15 protein-coding genes are annotated in these 16,139 nt (G+C 60.1%); 11 read left to right on the forward strand and 4 right to left on the reverse strand.

Annotated elements, in window-relative coordinates:
• The first annotated feature begins 96 nt into the window (after positions 1–96).
• From FHW77_RS18370 to FHW77_RS18385, 4 genes are all read left to right on the forward strand, one after another.
• A complete protein-coding gene (locus FHW77_RS18370) occupies positions 97–1,038 on the forward strand; it encodes an ABC transporter permease (RefSeq protein ID WP_004438751.1) in 942 nt (313 codons plus the stop codon).
• Positions 1,038–1,913: an ABC transporter permease gene (locus tag FHW77_RS18375; protein ID WP_064263032.1), complete on the forward strand. Its 876-nt coding sequence runs from the start codon at positions 1,038–1,040 to the stop codon at positions 1,911–1,913. Before FHW77_RS18370 ends, FHW77_RS18375 begins: the two co-directional genes overlap by 1 nt.
• Position 1,914: 1 nt before the next feature.
• On the forward strand, positions 1,915–3,138 hold the full coding sequence (locus FHW77_RS18380) for an amidohydrolase/deacetylase family metallohydrolase (RefSeq protein ID WP_111814047.1): 1,224 nt from the start codon (positions 1,915–1,917) through the stop codon (positions 3,136–3,138).
• Positions 3,139–3,220: 82 nt separating this feature from the next.
• Entirely contained in the window at positions 3,221–3,715 is a 495-nt protein-coding gene (locus tag FHW77_RS18385; RefSeq protein ID WP_004438756.1) for a RidA family protein, read from the forward strand.
• Positions 3,716–3,721: 6 nt separating this feature from the next.
• Here FHW77_RS18385 and FHW77_RS18390 read toward each other — a convergent pair whose 3' ends face one another.
• Complete coding sequence (locus FHW77_RS18390; RefSeq protein WP_004438758.1) at positions 3,722–4,558, reverse strand: IclR family transcriptional regulator; 837 nt, start codon at positions 4,556–4,558, stop codon at positions 3,722–3,724.
• Positions 4,559–4,646: 88 nt separating this feature from the next.
• Between FHW77_RS18390 and FHW77_RS18395 the strand changes: the two genes are divergently transcribed.
• Positions 4,647–5,843 (forward strand): aminotransferase class V-fold PLP-dependent enzyme, encoded by a 1,197-nt coding sequence (locus tag FHW77_RS18395; RefSeq protein WP_111814083.1) that lies wholly within the window; start codon positions 4,647–4,649, stop codon positions 5,841–5,843.
• A gap of 212 nt (positions 5,844–6,055) precedes the next feature.
• A complete protein-coding gene (locus FHW77_RS18400; protein ID WP_064263064.1) occupies positions 6,056–7,891 on the forward strand; it encodes an ABC transporter ATP-binding protein in 1,836 nt (611 codons plus the stop codon).
• 4 nt (positions 7,892–7,895) lie between these two features.
• Here FHW77_RS18400 and FHW77_RS18405 read toward each other — a convergent pair whose 3' ends face one another.
• Positions 7,896–8,525, reverse strand: a complete 630-nt coding sequence (locus FHW77_RS18405) for a glutathione S-transferase family protein (RefSeq protein WP_064263030.1) — start codon at positions 8,523–8,525, stop codon at positions 7,896–7,898.
• Between the two features lies 1 nt (position 8,526).
• Positions 8,527–8,892, reverse strand: a complete 366-nt coding sequence (locus tag FHW77_RS18410; protein ID WP_004438767.1) for an ArsR/SmtB family transcription factor — start codon at positions 8,890–8,892, stop codon at positions 8,527–8,529.
• Between the two features lie 212 nt (positions 8,893–9,104).
• Here FHW77_RS18410 and FHW77_RS18415 point away from each other — a divergent pair, with 212 nt between their 5' ends.
• Genes FHW77_RS18415 through FHW77_RS18430 form a run of 4 tightly spaced genes read left to right on the forward strand, consistent with a single transcriptional unit; the run spans position 9,105 to position 13,971 of the window.
• The gene (locus FHW77_RS18415) at positions 9,105–9,971 is read left to right on the forward strand and encodes an ABC transporter substrate-binding protein (protein WP_182590642.1); all 867 of its coding nucleotides are present in this window, start codon (positions 9,105–9,107) and stop codon (positions 9,969–9,971) included.
• The gene (locus FHW77_RS18420) at positions 9,968–11,095 is read left to right on the forward strand and encodes an LLM class flavin-dependent oxidoreductase (protein ID WP_100911404.1); all 1,128 of its coding nucleotides are present in this window, start codon (positions 9,968–9,970) and stop codon (positions 11,093–11,095) included. The genes FHW77_RS18415 and FHW77_RS18420 overlap by 4 nt, the downstream gene beginning before the upstream one ends.
• 29 nt (positions 11,096–11,124) lie before the next feature.
• Positions 11,125–12,957 (forward strand): TRAP transporter large permease, encoded by a 1,833-nt coding sequence (locus FHW77_RS18425; protein ID WP_182590643.1) that lies wholly within the window; start codon positions 11,125–11,127, stop codon positions 12,955–12,957.
• 15 nt (positions 12,958–12,972) lie between these two features.
• Positions 12,973–13,971, forward strand: a complete 999-nt coding sequence (locus FHW77_RS18430; RefSeq protein WP_044459879.1) for a TRAP transporter substrate-binding protein — start codon at positions 12,973–12,975, stop codon at positions 13,969–13,971.
• Positions 13,972–14,025: 54 nt separating this feature from the next.
• On the opposite strand, the gene FHW77_RS18435 is transcribed toward FHW77_RS18430, so the two are convergent.
• The gene (locus FHW77_RS18435; RefSeq protein ID WP_044459880.1) at positions 14,026–15,537 is read right to left on the reverse strand and encodes an aldehyde dehydrogenase (NADP(+)); all 1,512 of its coding nucleotides are present in this window, start codon (positions 15,535–15,537) and stop codon (positions 14,026–14,028) included.
• Between the two features lie 243 nt (positions 15,538–15,780).
• On the opposite strand from FHW77_RS18435, the gene FHW77_RS18440 reads away from it, so the two are divergent.
• Entirely contained in the window at positions 15,781–16,134 is a 354-nt protein-coding gene (locus tag FHW77_RS18440) for a hypothetical protein (RefSeq protein WP_044459881.1), read from the forward strand.
• The last annotated feature ends 5 nt before the right edge of the window (positions 16,135–16,139 follow it).

A 16,139-nucleotide genomic window follows, 5' to 3' on the forward strand; every position in this document is an offset into this window, starting at 1 on the left:
GCAATCGGGTGCCGGGCTGCCGGCACCCTTCAGTAGCTTCGCTTCAACTATCGCGCATAAGTGGTCCGCCACTTTTGCGATCAGGAGCTTTTATTCGTGATACGGTATATCTTCCAGAGACTTGCGGGAATGATCGTGGTGATGTTCCTCGTCGTCACCATCGTTTTCGTCATCCTGCGCGTCACGCCCGGAGACCCGGCCGCCGTGATGCTGGGGCCGGATGCCTCGGCACAGGACATTGCGGAACTGCGCACCCGCCTCGGCCTCGATCAGTCGCTTGGGGTGCAATATGTCTACTATATCGGCCAATTGCTGAAGGGCGATCTCGGCCAGTCGATCTTTCTCAATATGCCTGTCGGATCAGCCCTGCTGGATCGGGCCGAACCGACCTTTTTCCTGACAATCTTTTCACTGCTGATCGCCAGCGTCATCGCTCTCCCGATCGGCATCTATGCCGCTTACCGGCGCGGCTCGTTCGTGGACCAGGCCGCAACGACGGTCGCGATGCTGGCGGCGAGCATTCCGAGCTTCTGGCTCGGTCTCATCCTCATGCAGGTCTTCGCCGTCAGGCTCGATATGTTCCCGGTATCGGGTTATGGCGGGCCGGGGTCGAGTTTCGCCGAGCGCATGTATCATCTGACGTTGCCGGCTATCGCGCTCGGCCTCGTGTCCTCCGCCCTCATTCTGCGCTTCACCCGCGCCTCTATGCTGGATGTCCTCGGTGACGACTATGTCCGCACCGCGCGCGCCAAGGGCGTCAAGGAGCGTCGGGTGGTGATGAAACATGCGCTGAAGAATGCGCTTATACCCATCCTCACCGTACTTGGCCTCACCGCCGCCGTGCTGATTTCGGGTGCGGTGGTAACGGAGACGGTCTTTGGCTTGCCGGGGGTCGGAAATCTCGTCGTCTCGGCGGTGCTCCGGCGTGATTATCCGGTCATCCAGGGTGCGCTTCTCGTTATCGCCGGGCTCTACGTACTCATCAATTTTGCAATCGACATGCTCTACCTGCTGGTCGATCCAAGGGTTCGCTACTGATGGCCGATATCGTTTCCACCGTTCCCCCGGCACGCAACCCGACAGTCCTGTTCATTCGGCGTCTCCTGAAGCGCAAGACAGTCGCCGCCGGCCTGCTCGTGCTGCTCGTCTTCGTGCTGCTTGCGGTTTTCGCGCCGATGATAGCGCCGTACTCGCCCTCAAAACTGTCGATCGTGAACCGCCTGAAGCCGCCGAGCGAACTCTATTGGTTCGGCACCGATGAGTTTGGTCGCGACGTCTTTTCCCGTACCATATACGCCGGAAGACTGTCGCTTCTGGTCGGGGCCGCCGTGGTGGCGCTTTCGGCGCTGATCGGCATAACGCTCGGCCTGCTTGCCGGTTTCTTCCAGAAACTGGATACGCCGATCGCGCGGCTGATCGATGCGATGATGGCGTTTCCTGATATTCTGCTGGCGATTGCGCTGGTGGCGGCTCTCGGCCCGTCGCTGACGACTGTCATCATCGCGCTCGCCGTCGTTTATTCGCCGCGCCTTGCCCGCATCGTGCGCGCCTCGACGCTGGTAATTCGTGAGTTGCCCTATGTGGAGGCGGCAAAGGCGCTCGGCATTTCCACTTTCCACATCATGACGCGGCATGTCCTGCGCAATCTGGTCTCGCCAATCCTCGTGCAAAGCACCTTTCTTTTTGCCAGCGCCATGCTGGCGGAGGCCGGCCTGTCGTTTCTGGGACTTGGTGTCAGCCCCGAAATTCCAACGTGGGGAACCATGATTTCCGCCGGCCGCCAATATATCGGACAGGCCGACTGGATGACCTATTTCCCCGGCTTTGCCATCATTCTTTCCGTACTGTCGCTGCAAATGGTTGGCGATGGACTGCGGGACATGCTCGACCCAAGACTGCGAAGGGATTTGTAATATGACATCAGGTGAACAGGCAAAAACGCCTCTTCGAGCTCCCATTCTTCTCACCAATGTCAAACCTGTCGGTTTCGGAAAAGGTGCGTCTGAGGCTTCAACCGATATTCTGATCGGCGGCGACGGCAAGATTGCCGCGGTAGGCTCTGCCCTGCAGGTGCCTGCGGATGCGCAGCGTATCGAAGCCAAGGGTGCCTTCATTTCGCCCGGCTGGGTCGATCTGCACGTGCATATCTGGCACGGCGGCACCGACATCTCCATCCGCCCCTCCGAATGCGGGGCCGAGCGCGGCGTAACCACACTGGTGGATGCCGGGTCGGCGGGCGAGGCGAATTTCCACGGTTTCAGGGAATATATCATCGAACCCTCAAGGGAGCGCATCAAGGCCTTCCTCAACCTCGGCTCCATCGGCCTCGTTGCCTGCAACCGCGTGCCTGAACTGCGCGACATCAAGGATATCGATCTCGACCGTATCCTCGAATGTTACGCGGAAAACAGCGAGCATATAGTTGGCCTGAAGGTGCGGGCGAGCCATGTCATCACCGGCTCCTGGGGTGTGACGCCGGTCAAGCTCGGCAAGAAGATCGCCAAGATCCTCAAAGTCCCGATGATGGTACATGTGGGCGAGCCACCGGCCCTTTACGACGAGGTTCTGGAAATTCTCGGCCCCGGCGATGTCGTGACCCACTGCTTCAACGGCAAGTCGGGCTCCAGCATCATGGAAGACGAGGACCTGTTCAACCTTGCCGAACGCTGCGCGGGCGAAGGCATCCGGCTGGATATCGGCCATGGCGGCGCATCCTTTTCCTTCAAGGTTGCGGAAGCCGCGATTGAACGCGGGTTGCTTCCGTTCTCCATCTCTACGGATTTGCATGGCCATTCGATGAATTTCCCGGTCTGGGATCTGGCAACCACCATGTCGAAGCTGCTCTCCGTGAACATGCCCTTCGAAAACGTGGTTGAAGCCGTGACCCGTAACCCCGCCTCCATCATCCGCCTCGATATGGAAAACCGTCTCGAGGTCGGTCAGCGCGCAGATTTCACTGTTTTTGATCTTGTCGATGCCGATCTGGAAGCGACCGATTCCAACGGCGACGTGTCGCGCCTGAAGCGCCTGTTCGAGCCGCGTTACGCGGTTATCGGCGCGGAAGCCATCGCGGCCAGCCGTTACATTCCAAGGGCGCGCAAGCTGGTGCGCCACAGCCATGGTTATTCCTGGCGCTGACCCCGACTGATAGGGCGGAGGTCCTTCCTCCGCCGTTCGCAGCCATTACGGGAAACCGCTCCCGGCATTATGAGGAATTCGCGTGAAACAGTCTTCGCTCGACGCAGAAGGGCACGTCTCGCCCTATGACCGGCTCGCCGCGCTCGGCATCTCCCTGCCGCCGCCGCCGCCGCCGATTGCCAATTTCGTCACGCATGTGGTGGAAGGCAACATGCTTTATCTTTCGGGCCAGGGGCCGCGGGAAGAAAATGGCCACCTCTATGCCGGCAAGGTGGGCGCGGAAATCGGGCTGGAAGAGGCCTATAACCATGCGCGTCTCACCGGCATCAACCTGCTTGCCGTCATGCACGAGGCGCTGGGCGATCTGTCGCGGGTGAAGAAGGTGGTGAAGCTGCTGGGCATGGTCAATGCCGTCAGTGATTTCCGCGATCACCCGAGCGTCATCAACGGCTGTTCCGATCTCTTCATCGATGTGTTCGGCGATGCGGGACAACATGCCCGCTCCGCCGTGGGCTTCGGCTCACTGCCGGGCAATATAACCGTCGAAATCGAAGCCATCGTCGCGCTCAAGGGTTGAGGCCGTTCAATGGTTGCGCCAGCCCATCAGCTTTTCGATCCGTTCCGCCGAGACCCTGACCTGCTCGGTGTAGTGGTTCTCGTCCGCCAGCACCTTCTGCTCGGGCAGCACGATGGAAATCGTCGCAACGCATTCGCCCCTGTTGTCGCAAATCGGCGAAGCGATGCATGCCACGGCGTAATCGGACTCGGCGACCTGGATAGACAGCCTGTCACGGAACGCCGCCGCCGCAGACTGGGACAGCGTTTCCGGGTTGATTTCGGCGCGTCCGGTCGGCGAGGAACGGGCACAGCGACGGAAAAGTTCGAGACGTTCGGCTTCCGGCAGATGCCCGACGAGCAGACGTCCGGACGCCGTCCAGTTCAAGGGAACGCGGGTGCCGACACGGGACGCGACCTGAAAATGGCTCGGTCCATCCGCCATGGCCAATACCAGCATATGGTCGCCATCGCGGCCGCAAAGCTGCACCGTCTCGCCCGCATGGCGGCAGAGATCGTGCATTTCGTGGGTGGCGACACCCATGAAGTCGAGCGAGCGGGCATAGGCAAGACCGTAGTGGTAAAGCCGTGCGCCGAGCCAGATGTTGCCGTCGGCATTGCGCGCCAGCATGTTCTTTTCGATGAGATCATCGATGATCACATAGACGGTGGACAGCGGGGCCTTGATCGCCTTGGCAATGGCGTAAGCGCCGGCGGGGGATCCGGTTTCGTAAAGGTAGTCAATAACCTGAAGGGCGCGATCGATGCCGCTGACGCGAGAGCGCTTGGCCGCCTTCGCGTCCGGGTTTTCCGCCGTATCGGGAAGGGCGGATAAAGGCGTTTCGTCCAGCTTATGGGCGTCCAATTTTGGCTCCTCATCAATTTTGAGAAGCTATTACATTATTATGGCATATATGTCGATGCCCATCGCATCGCAAAGACAGGAGAAAGACATGACCGAGGATATCAGAAGCAGGATCGGCCTTCGCCCGGTCATCAACGTCTCGGGCACCATGACCTCGCTCGGCGCTTCCATCGTCGTTCCGGAAGCGGTTGAAGCCATGGCGGCCATCCTGCCGCAATTTGTCGAGATCAACGATCTGCAGCGCAAGGCAAGTGCGATCATTGCAAGGCTGACGGGCGGCGAGGCCGGTTTTATCACGGCGTCCTGCTCCTCCGGCATCAGCCTTGCTGTCGCGGGCGCGATCACCGGCAATAATCTTCTCGCCATCGAAAAGCTGCCCGATGTTACGCCTGAGAAGAACGAGGTTCTGGTGCAGATGGGGCATGTGGTGAGTTATGGCGCACCGGTTGATCAGGCCATCCGCCTCGGCGGCGGCAAGGTGGTGCTGGTCGGGCAGGCAACATCGACCCACCGTTTCCATATGGAAAACGCCATCACCGAAAAGACGGCTGCCGCTGTCTATGTCGTCTCGCATCATGTGGTGGATTACGGTCTGCTGCATCTTTCCGAATTCGTCGAGATCGCCCATGCCAAGGGTGTCCCTGTCATTGTCGATGCCGCTTCCGAATACGACCTGAAGCTGTTTTTGGCCACGGGTGCGGATGTCGTGCTCTATTCCGGCCATAAGTTCCTCGGCGGCCCTACCTCAGGCATCGTTGCCGGTAGGAAGGAACTGGTTCGCAATGCCTTTCTCCAGAATATGGGGATTGGCCGGGGCATGAAGGTTGGCAAGGAAAGTATTTACGGCGTCATGGCGGCGCTGGAAGCTTGGGAAAAGCGCGACCATGCGGGCATTCGCGAGCGAGAAACCGGTTATCTCAACCTCTGGAAAAGGACGCTGGATGGACGGCCGGGCGTGACGGCGTTGATCGAGCCCGACCCGACCAACAACCCGCTCGACCGGCTGCGCGTTATCATCAATGCCGAAGAAGCGCATATTACGGCATGGGACCTGACAACGGCGCTGGCCAAGGGTAATCCGCCGATCATCACCCGTGATCACGAGGTGGAGCATCACTATTTCTATCTCGACCCCTGCAACCTGCATCCCGGCCAGGAGACTATCGTTGCGTCCCGTCTGGCGGAGGAACTGACAAAGGCACGCGCCTCCAACGAGGTAATTGCGACACCGTTCGAAGACCGCAGCCGCCACCGTTTCGACGGCATGCTGCGCTGGCCGGACTAATAACGACTGCATATCGAACGAGCGGGTGCCGCGAGTTTCTTCTCCCCGCCGGGGAGAAGGTCGCGGCAGCGGGATGAGGGGGCAGGGGTGCGATCTATCGTGAACGTCGCCCCCTCATCCGACCCTTCGGGCCACCTTCTCCCCGACGGGGAGAAGAAACAGGCCGTGACGCCGTGCCTGAATTCAAACGAGAAGAAAAGAAGGGAACGATCATGACCATGCCGCAGGCAGTACCGCTTGGTGCCAAAGATGCCGTGCTTTCCGTCCGCAACCTCACCACGTCCTTTCACGTGGATGGCGGCTGGAAACCGGTGGTGCGTGATATTTCCTTTGATGTCGGGCCAGGCGAGACGGTTGCGATCGTTGGCGAAAGCGGCTCGGGCAAAAGCGTGACATCGCTTTCGATCATGCGGCTGCTGGATCGGGAAAGCAGCAGGGTTCAGGGCGAAATCCTGCTCGGCGGGCGCAACCTCCTGTCACTTTCAGAGGACGCCATGCGGCGGGTGCGGGGCAACGAGGTGGCCATGATCTTTCAGGAGCCGATGACCAGCCTCAATCCGCTCTTCACCATTGGTGACCAGATTTCCGAGGCTCTTCTGTGCCACCAGCCCATGTCGAAAGCGGAAGCGCGGGCGGAGACGATCCGCCTGCTCGAAAAAGTCCGCATACCCTCCGCCGCTTCGCGTTTCGATGAATATCCGCACCGCTTTTCCGGTGGCATGCGCCAGCGCGTGATGATTGCCATGGCGCTCGCTTCCCGGCCAAAGCTCTTGATCGCCGACGAGCCGACGACGGCGCTCGATGTGACCATCCAGGGCCAGATTCTCGACCTCATCAAGACGCTTCAGGAAGAGGAGGGCACCTCCGTCCTGTTCATCACACATGACATGGGCGTGGTGGCGGAGATCGCCGACCGTACCGTGGTCATGTATCGCGGCGAGCAGGTGGAAGTCGGCGCAACCGCGGATATTTTCCATCGCGGTAAACATCCCTACACGCGTGCACTGTTGTCCGCGGTTCCGGTTCTCGGTTCCATGACGGGCGAGGAAAGGCCGCTGCGGTTTCCCATTGTCAACACCACCACGGGAGAAACGCAGGAACCGGCGCGCCCGGCCGATACCGTCAATGCCGCAGCCCAGCCGGTGCTCAAAGTTGAGGGGCTGACCAAGCGCTTCGATATCCACTCCGGTCTCTTGGGGCGGCTCAGCGGCCGCGTGCATGCGGTGGAAAACGTGTCCTTCGATCTGAGGGCCGGGGAGACGTTGTCACTGGTGGGCGAAAGCGGCTGCGGCAAGTCGACCACCGGTCGCGCCATCATGCGGCTCATTGAGCCGGATGCAGGTTCCGTGGTGGTGAACGGCGAGAATATTCTCGCCCTCGACAAGTCAGGCATGCGAGAGATGCGCAAGACGGTGCAGATGATCTTTCAGGACCCCTTCGCGTCGCTCAATCCGCGTATGACGGTGGGTGCGGCGATCGCCGAACCGTTTCTGGAACACCGCATGGGCAACGCCCGCGAAGCGAAGGAGGTGGTGGCCGACATGCTGGAAAAGGTCGGCCTCTCGCCGGATATGGCGGCGCGTTACCCGCATGAGTTTTCCGGCGGGCAGCGGCAGCGCATCTGCATCGCCCGCGCGCTGGCACTCCAGCCCAAGGTGATCGTCGCTGATGAGAGCGTTTCGGCGCTGGATGTTTCGATCAAGGCGCAGGTCATCAACCTGATGCTGGACTTGCAGCAGAGCCTCGATCTCGCCTTTCTTTTCATCAGCCATGACATGGCGGTGGTGGAGCGCGTCAGCCACCGGGTGGCGGTGATGTATCTCGGCGAGATCGTCGAAATCGGCCCGCGTGCGGCTGTCTTCGACAACCCGCAGCATGACTATACCCGCAAGCTGATGGCGGCCGTGCCGGTGCCGGACCCGGACCGCAGAAACACGCGTCGCGGTGCCGCCAATGACGAGTTGAAAAGTCCTATCCGCTCAGTCGATTATTCCGTGAAGCCGCGGGAATATCGCGAAGTCTCACCCGGCCATCTTGTCGCCAGCTGAGCGATCAAAGCCCCGGAACGTCAGATGTCACAAATGGCACGCGATAACCGCGCTGGAAGGTTTCGCGCTGTCCAAGCTGGCGATACCAGCGGTTTACTGCGGGAAAATCAGCGAGATCGATTTTATGACGGGCGAAACGCGAAACCCATGGCCAGATGGCGATATCGGCTATTGAAAAATCGCCGGCGACGAACCCGCGCTCTGTCAAGCGGTCGTTCAGTGTCCGGTAGAGGCGTTCGGTATCCGAGGCGAAACGGGTTTCGGCAAAGGGCGCCTTTCCTGTATTGTACGTCAGGAAATAATGGGCGTAGCCGAGTGTCGGGCCGAAGTTGGCGGCCTGCCACATCAGCCACTCGGTGACTGTCAGCCGTGCCGCGGCAGAGACGGGCATGAGCCGTCCGGCTTTTTCCGCGAGATAGATCAGGATTGCGTTGGACTCCGTTAAAACGGTGCCATTGTCTTGATCGACGATTGCAGGGATTTTGGAGCCAGGGTTGATGCGAATGTACTCGGCCGAGAACTGTTCGCCTTTTTCGATATCTATGGCATGGCTGACATAGGGCAGGCCAAATTCTTCCAGCGCAATCGAGATTTTGAGGCCGTTCGGCGTGATCCAGGTGTAAAGGTCGATCATCCTAGTCGAACATTGCCTCATCCAGCGGCAAAGCGCGCCTGCCTTTCTTGCCGGTCACATCGGAAAGATCAGCATAGAGGCCGCGTAATGTCAGAACCAACTGGACAATACGCGGATCGGTAACACGATAGATCACCGCCTTGCCCTCCCGCGTGCCTTCGATGACCCCCGCATCGCGCAGTTCGGCCAGCTGCTGTGAAAGCGTCGGCTGCTGGATGCCGAGTTCATATTCAAGCGCGGAAACGGAGGCTTCCGTTTCCATGAGGTAACAGACGATGGCCAGACGGTTGGCATTGGCCACAAGCTTCAGGAGCTCGCTTGCTTCAACCACGCTGCGGCAGATGAGATTGGAAACCGGTTTGGTCACGACTGAAGAGGCCCATTTTTCAAACTATAAAAAAGTAAATTGTGTGGCGATAAATTTCAATGGTTTGATGAATCTCATCCCAGATCAATCAGGCATTTTTTAAAATCTACAAGTTAGTAGATTTCTCTTTCGCTTTCCGCCCGGGGATCGCCAAAACGTTTCTCGAAAACACTCTATAAAAAAGTAGATTGATTGTGAAATGAGGTGTCGACATGAAAATCGGGGTCCATCCCAACAATCTGCATTTGCGGCTCGCCCGGCTCTGGCCCGGTTCTTTTAAGGCATTCGAGCCTGAATTCGTGCCCTATAGAGAAGGGCGCGATACCGCGGCGCTTCTGGAAAAGGGTGAAATACACTTCGGCGGCACTGGGTCGACACCGCCCATCGAGGCGGATGCGCGAGGGCTCTCGGCGGTCTATATTGCCGCCTCCGCACCGAGGCCGGCCAATGGCGCGATCCTCGTGCGGCGCGACAGCCCGATCCGTTCCGCCGCCGATCTCTCGGGAAAACGCATATCCCTGATCGACGGATCGTTTCATACCTATCTTCTGGCGCGCAGCCTGGAAGGGGCGGGGCTTGGCCTCTCGGATGTCAGCCGGATAGAAAGCGGCGACAGTGACAGCCTGAGAGACCTGGTGGAAGGTCGCGTCGATGCCTGGGTGACGATGTCGCCGCGGCTGGAAAAGGCTCTGACCCATGAAGAAATCAGTCTTTTGGTTCGCTGCGGCTCCACCATTCCCAACCGTTCGCTGTTCTGGACGCTGGATCGTCACGCTCTCGCGCCTGAAACGAGGCAAGCGATTGCGGCTGAACTGGACCGCGTCGGCCGCGCCGTTATGGCTAATGTAGAGCAGGCGGCTGCGCTGCTCGCTGCCGAACCTGGCAGCGAAGGCGACGCTTCGTCCTGGGCAAAGGTATTGCGCTCTCGCGATCTTTCAGTCGTGCCCGCCACTCAAAATATTCTTGCCGAACAGCAGGAGGAGGCCGATACGCTTTACAGGCACGGCCATTTCTCTTTACCGGTTCAGACCGGGCAAAGCCCGGCCCCGCAATCAGCCAGCGTCGGAGGTGACAGATGAATGTTTTCTGGTACATGTGCGCCCCCGACGGCGCCTATCCCTGGCAGCCGGAAGGCTCCCGCAGGGTCGATCTCGGTTATTACAAGCAACTGGCGCTCGCTTACGACCAGCTCGGTTATACCGGGGCGCTGTTTGCCACCGGCGCGCATGACGTCTGGGTTCTGGCGGGTGCGCTTCTTTCCTATACCGAGCGGCTGAAGCTGCTGGTCGCCATTCATCCGGGCCTGATCGCGCCAACGCTGCTTGGCAAGATGGCGGCAACGCTTCAGGAGTTTTCGCGCGGTCGCCTGCTTATCAATGTCGTCTCGGGCGATGCGAAGATGCTCGGCGCCTACGGCATGACCATGCCGCATGACGATCGTTACGAGATGGCGGATGAATATCTGCAAATCTGGCACCGGCTTTTCGCCGGCGAAACGGTGGATTTCAACGGGCATTATTTCCAGACGCAGGGCGCAAAGCTCGCTCTGCCGGTGGGGCAGGGCATCGAGCCGCCGCCGCTGTGGTTTGGCGGCGCTTCGGACAAGGCCATCGACGTTGCGGCCAAACATGTCGAGACCTATCTCTCATGGGGCGAAACGCCTGATCAGATTGGCGCGAAGGTCGATCTCGTCAAGGCGCGGGCGGAAAAGCTCGGTCGAGAACTGGAATACGGTATTCGCCTTTATGTTATCGTGCGCGATACCGATGAAGAGGCCTGGGCTGCCGCCGCCGATCTCTACGGGCGCATGGATGAGGCAGCGATTGCCGCCAACCAGCGCTTCGTCGGCAAGACCGATTCCGTCGGCCAGCAGCGCATGACGGCGATGCATGGCGGCCAGAAGCCGGAGAACCTGCGCGATCTTGAAATAGCGCCAAACCTCTGGGCCGGCATCGGTCTCGTTCGTCCAGGTCCGGGAACAGCTATCGTCGGCTCGCCCGATACTGTCATCCGCACGCTGGAGGCCTATAAGAAGGCGGGCGTGAACACCTTTATCCTGTCCGGCATGCCATTGCTGGAAGAAGCCTTCCGTTTCGGAGAAAAGGTGCTTCCGCGTCTTGACGTATCGCGTGAGGTTTCGGCGGCAAAACAATTCACGTGGTCGACATTGTTCGACCGTGACCTCTCGGCCAAGGCCTCATGAGCATGGCTTCGGGAGTGGAGAAGAAAGACATGATGGCGAGTCCCGCAACGACATCGGCACGAGGGCGCATCGGCCCGCAGCGTGTGGCAGGGCAGCTGCTGGCCATTCTGGACAAGGTACTCGGTGCGGTCGCGGCAGTAATCCTTGCCACGCTGCTCGTGGTGGTTCTGGTCAATGTGACCCTGCGTTATCTGTTTCACACCGGCTTCATCGGCGCGGAAGATCTGGGCATCTGGCTTAATGTCGCGATGATCGCTGTCGGCGCGCCTCTCAGTCTCAAAAGCGCGCTTGCGATGCGGCTCGATGTTTTTGTGCGCTTCCTGCCGGAACGTTTCCATGCTGCCACGGAAGTCCTGGCCGATGCTTTCTCGTTCGTTGCCGCGCTCATACTCGCCTTCGGCGGGGTAGAAATTGCGGCAATGCTGGGCGGGACGTCCCCGACGCTTGGTCTGCCGGAATGGGTGCGTTTCGGTTTTCTTGGTGCGGGTGGCGCACTGATTTTTGTTTATCTCGCGCTTCAGCGCGTCAGTGAAGGCAAGGCGTTCGCTGTTCTGCTCTCCGTCGTCATTGCTGTTGTTTCCTATGTGGGCCTGCCGGAAATTTTCGTCGATACGACCGTGCCGCCTAGCCTGTTTCTGGCGCTGACAGCAGCCGTGGGGCTGGTTTTGGCCGCGCCGCTTGCCCATGCCTTCCTCGCCGCCGCCTATGTGGCGATTGCCTTCGGCAGTACTTTGCCGGAGCCGGCCATCGTTTCCTCCACGGTCACAGGCATGTCGAAATTCCTGCTGCTCGCCATCCCCTTCTTCCTGCTGGCGGGAAGTCTGCTGACGGAATCGGGCGTCGCAAACCAGCTCGTCCGTTTTGCCGCCTCCATGGTCGGCCACCGACGGGCTGGGCTGGCCCAGACGACGCTTCTGACCAGCGTGCTGTTTTCGGGCGCCTCCGGTTCTTCAGTCGCCAATGCTGCCTTCGGCGCCTCCACCTTCCAGCCGGAACTCGTCAAGCATGGTTATCCACCCGCGCAGGCGGGTGCGATCATCGCCGCCACTTCCGTGTTGGACAACGTCATTCCACCCTCCATCGCATTTCTCATCCTCGCAACGGCCACCAACCTTTCGGTCGGGTCGCTGCTAGTCGGCGGATTCTTTGCGGGCGGGTTGATGGCGGTCTGCCTGGCGGTGGCGATCCATTTCAGCGTGCGCAGCGTTGATACCCTGCCTCGCGCGACGGGCTCTCAGCGGTGGCGCTCGGCCGTGGCTGCGATACCTGCCTTCGGTCTTGGCGTCATCGTGGTGGTCGGCATCCGCATTGGCGTCGTCACGACCACGGAGGCCGCAGCGCTTGCAGCGCTTTACACGCTGCTTCTCGGCTTCGGATACCGGCTGGGCGCGGGCCGTATTTTTACAACCTTCCGCCAATCGGCGGGTGAAGCAGCTGCGATCGGCCTTCTGATCGGCACGGCTGGCCCCTTCGCCTTTCTCCTGGCGGTCGATAATGTCTCAGGTCTTGTCACCGACTTCGTGACATTGCTCGGTGGCAGCAAGATCGCGGTGCTTCTGCTGTCCAACCTCATTCTGCTCGTGGTCGGTCTTGTGCTTGATATCGGTGCTGCCATCCTGCTGTTCGGGCCGATCCTTCTGCCCGCTGCCGTGGCAGCCGGTATCGATCCCATCCATTTCGGTGTCATCCTCGTGGTCAATCTCATGATCCACGGCCTGACACCGCCGCTCGGCATGCTGATCTTTGTGGTGAGCGGCGTCACCCGTATTCCGGCGACAGCTCTTTTCCGGGCCGTCGTTCCCTATCTCCTCTCCCTTCTCGTTTCCCTCGCCATTCTGTGCGTCTGGGCCATTTTCTTCTAATCCGGGGCTTTATTCATGACTATTATAGACCGTCGTCATCTCCTCAAACTCTCCGCTCTCGGCGCGGCAACGCTCGCCGCACCGGCCTTCGTGCGCACGGCTAATGCCAGAACCCGCAGCCTCACCGTTGCGTCGCTTTTCGCTGACGACAAGCCGGAGACGAAAATCTGGGTGAAGATCAGTGAGCTGGTGGAAGCGAAGCTGCCCGGTCGCTTCCGGTTCAATATCGTAAAGAGCGGTGCGCTGGGCGGCGAAAAGGAAGTGGCGGAGAATATTCGGCTGGGATCGGTTCAGGCCAGTCTTTCAACCGTTTCCTCGCTTTCAGGCTGGGTGCCGGAATTGCAGATCCTCGATCTGCCCTTCCTGTTCCGTGATGGGGAGCACGTGCGCAAGGTGGTAACCGGCGAGACTGGCAACGAGTTGAAGACGAAGCTCGCCGCCCAGCAATTCATCGCTGCCGATTTCATCAATTACGGCGCGCGCCATCTGCTGACCAAGGAACCGGTAACACGCCCCGAGCAGCTGGAAGGCAAGAAGATCCGCGTCATCCAGAGCCCGCTGCACACCAAGCTGTGGAGCGCCTTCGGCACCACGCCGGTCGGTATTCCGATCACAGAGACCTATAATGCGCTGGCGACCGGCGTGGCCGACGCCATGGATCTTACCAAGTCCGCCTATGCCGGCTTCAAGCTATACGAGGTCGTGCCTTATCTGACGGAAACCGGCCACATCTGGGCTTCAGGGGTCGTTTATTATGGCGCGACCTTCTGGAACCAGCTGGATGACGAAGAAAAGAAAGTGCTGTCGGAGGCTTCCAGCGAAGGCGCGAAGTACTTCAACCAGCTGATCGTTGAAGATGAAACGAAGTCCGTTGAGCTTGCGTTGTCCAAGGGTGGCAAGGTGCTGCAGCCGGAAGCGCTGGATGAGTGGCGCAAGGGCGCTCAGGGCGTCTGGCAGGATTTCGCCGGCATTATTGGGGGTATCGAGAAGATACAGGCCGTGCAATCTGCCTGAGACTACGGGTCAGACGAAGAACAGGGGAGGCGTGTGAACGCCTCCCCTTTTTTATTAGCGAATGTCTTCCGGCAGAACGTCCGAGGGAATGTTCTGATAGGAAACCGGGCGCATGAAGCGGCGGATCGACATGGTGCCGACAGAGGTTGCGCCGAAGTTCGTGGAGGCCGGGTAGGGGCCACCGTGAACCATGGCTTCGGAAACTTCCACGCCGGTTGGGAAACCGTTGGCGAGCACGCGGCCGGCCTTGCGTTCCAGGATCGGCAGCAGCTTGCGGGCGAGTTCGGCGTCGCCTGCATCGAGATGCATTGTCGCCGTCAGCTGGCCTTCGAAGCTCTTGGCAACCTCAAGCATTTCTTCGGTGCTATCAACAGTCACGATCAGGCCGAGCGGTCCGAAGACTTCTTCGGCAAGCGCATGGTTTGCAACCCAGTCCTTGCCCGAGACGCGGAACAGGTAAGGCGTTGCATTGCGCAGGTTGCAGGTAGTGGTCAGAACGTCACGCACGCCGTTGCCGGCAGCGATGCGGTCGCGGCCATCGCGATAGGCAGCGGCGATACCGTCTGTCAGCATGACCTGCGGGCCAACTTCGGAAAGAGCGGCGCGTGCGGTTTCAGCAACCGCATCCGCCTGCTCGGAGAGGATGACGGCGATGCCGGGGTTGGTGCAGAACTGGCCCGCACCCATGGTCAGCGAACCCGCCCAGCCCTTGGCGATGGCTTCCCCACGGGCGGCAACGGCTTCCGGCAGCAGGAACATCGGGTTGACCGAACCCAGTTCGCCGAAGAAGGGGATCGGCTCGGGGCGCTGGGCGCAGAGATCGAACAGCGCACGACCGCCAGCGAGCGAACCGGTGAAGCCGACCGCCTTGATGCGCGGATGCTGCACGAGCGCGGAACCGACATCGCGACGGCCGCCCTGGATCAGCGAGAAGACGCCGGGATGCAGATTGTGCTTCTTGACGGCGGCAAGAACCGCTTCGGCAACGATTTCACCGGTGCCGGGATGGGCGGAATGACCCTTGACGACAACAGGGCAACCGGCAGCCAGAGCCGCAGCGGTGTCACCACCGGCCGTGGAGAAGGCGAGCGGGAAGTTCGACGCGCCGAAAACGGCGACAGGGCCGATCGGGCGTTGCATCAGCCGGATATCCGGGCGCGGCAGCGGCTGGCGATCCGGCAGTGCTTCGTCGTGGCGACGATCGAGATAGTCGCCCTTGCGGATATGCGAGGCAAACAGGCGGAGCTGACCGACGGTGCGGCCGCGTTCGCCCTGCAGACGGGCAGCGGGCAGGCCGGTTTCGGAGGAACCGATTTCGGTGATGGCGTCGGCGCGGGCTTCGATCTCATCGGCAATGGTGTCGAGGAATGCGGCGCGCTCTTCGCGGGTGGTGTAACCGTAGCTCCAGAAGGCTTCTTCAGCTGCCTCACAGGCGGCATTCACCAGATCGACGGTGCCGACCGAAAAATCGAAAGCTTCGCCATGTGCAGGCTCGCTGCGGAATTTTGCTTCCGTTGCGACCCATTCTCCTGCAACCAGATGTTTGCCGTGCGGCTTGAAACTCATTGTGCTCTTCCCTGAAAACTGATCCTGTGTGGAAAACCCACCCGACACCGTGACGTTGCACCGAAAGGCGACAGCGCAAGCGCCATCAGCCGCGATCCTCGCCCGGTTGCCTTCTGCCTTAGCCCGTGTAGGGCCTGAGCGAAAGCCGGTTTTTCAACTATCTGACCAAAAAGTGTGATTAATTGGGCGAAGCGTGAAAAAGACCTGCTTCCGTTTACGCACACGACGCTCTAATGTGACGCCATGATGACAAACAGATTTCCGAAATATGTTGCCTGGTCGCTTCTTCTGTTGATTGTAATCGTCACTGTCAGCCCCATTGGGCTGAGGCCCCACACATTGACGACGGTCGGCATCGACCGCGCAGGTGCCTTCGCCCTCTGTTCGGCCGCCTTCGTGCTCGCCTATCCGCGTTACTGGCTTGCTATCGTCGTCGCGGGGATTGTTGCGGCTTTTGGCATCGAGGCGCTGCAATTCCTGTCGCCGACACGCCATCCGCACCTGACCGACGCAGCCGTGAAGGCCGCCGGGGCTGTTGCCGGCGGATTGGCCGCCTATTCCTACCTCATGCTTCGGGCGAAGATGGCCGCAGGCTGACACAT

This window comes from Agrobacterium sp. RC10-4-1 (genome assembly GCF_014138475.1).
In the GTDB taxonomy this organism is placed as follows: Bacteria; Pseudomonadota; Alphaproteobacteria; order Rhizobiales; family Rhizobiaceae; genus Agrobacterium; species Agrobacterium pusense.

Excerpts from the sequence above, each read along its gene's own strand:
- FHW77_RS18440 (WP_044459881.1), top strand. The coding sequence starts at position 15,781 with ATGATGACAAACAGATTTCCGAAATATGTTGCCTGGTCGCTTCTTCTG.
- FHW77_RS18415 (WP_182590642.1), top strand. The coding sequence starts at position 9,105 with ATGAAAATCGGGGTCCATCCCAACAATCTGCATTTGCGGCTCGCCCGG.
- FHW77_RS18405 (WP_064263030.1), bottom strand. The coding sequence starts at position 8,525 with ATGATCGACCTTTACACCTGGATCACGCCGAACGGCCTCAAAATCTCG.
- FHW77_RS18430 (WP_044459879.1), top strand. The coding sequence starts at position 12,973 with ATGACTATTATAGACCGTCGTCATCTCCTCAAACTCTCCGCTCTCGGC.
- FHW77_RS18435 (WP_044459880.1), bottom strand. The coding sequence starts at position 15,537 with ATGAGTTTCAAGCCGCACGGCAAACATCTGGTTGCAGGAGAATGGGTC.
- FHW77_RS18395 (WP_111814083.1), top strand. The coding sequence starts at position 4,647 with ATGACCGAGGATATCAGAAGCAGGATCGGCCTTCGCCCGGTCATCAAC.
- FHW77_RS18375 (WP_064263032.1), top strand. The coding sequence starts at position 1,038 with ATGGCCGATATCGTTTCCACCGTTCCCCCGGCACGCAACCCGACAGTC.
- FHW77_RS18400 (WP_064263064.1), top strand. The coding sequence starts at position 6,056 with ATGACCATGCCGCAGGCAGTACCGCTTGGTGCCAAAGATGCCGTGCTT.
- FHW77_RS18425 (WP_182590643.1), top strand. The coding sequence starts at position 11,125 with ATGATGGCGAGTCCCGCAACGACATCGGCACGAGGGCGCATCGGCCCG.
- FHW77_RS18380 (WP_111814047.1), top strand. The coding sequence starts at position 1,915 with ATGACATCAGGTGAACAGGCAAAAACGCCTCTTCGAGCTCCCATTCTT.
- FHW77_RS18420 (WP_100911404.1), top strand. The coding sequence starts at position 9,968 with ATGAATGTTTTCTGGTACATGTGCGCCCCCGACGGCGCCTATCCCTGG.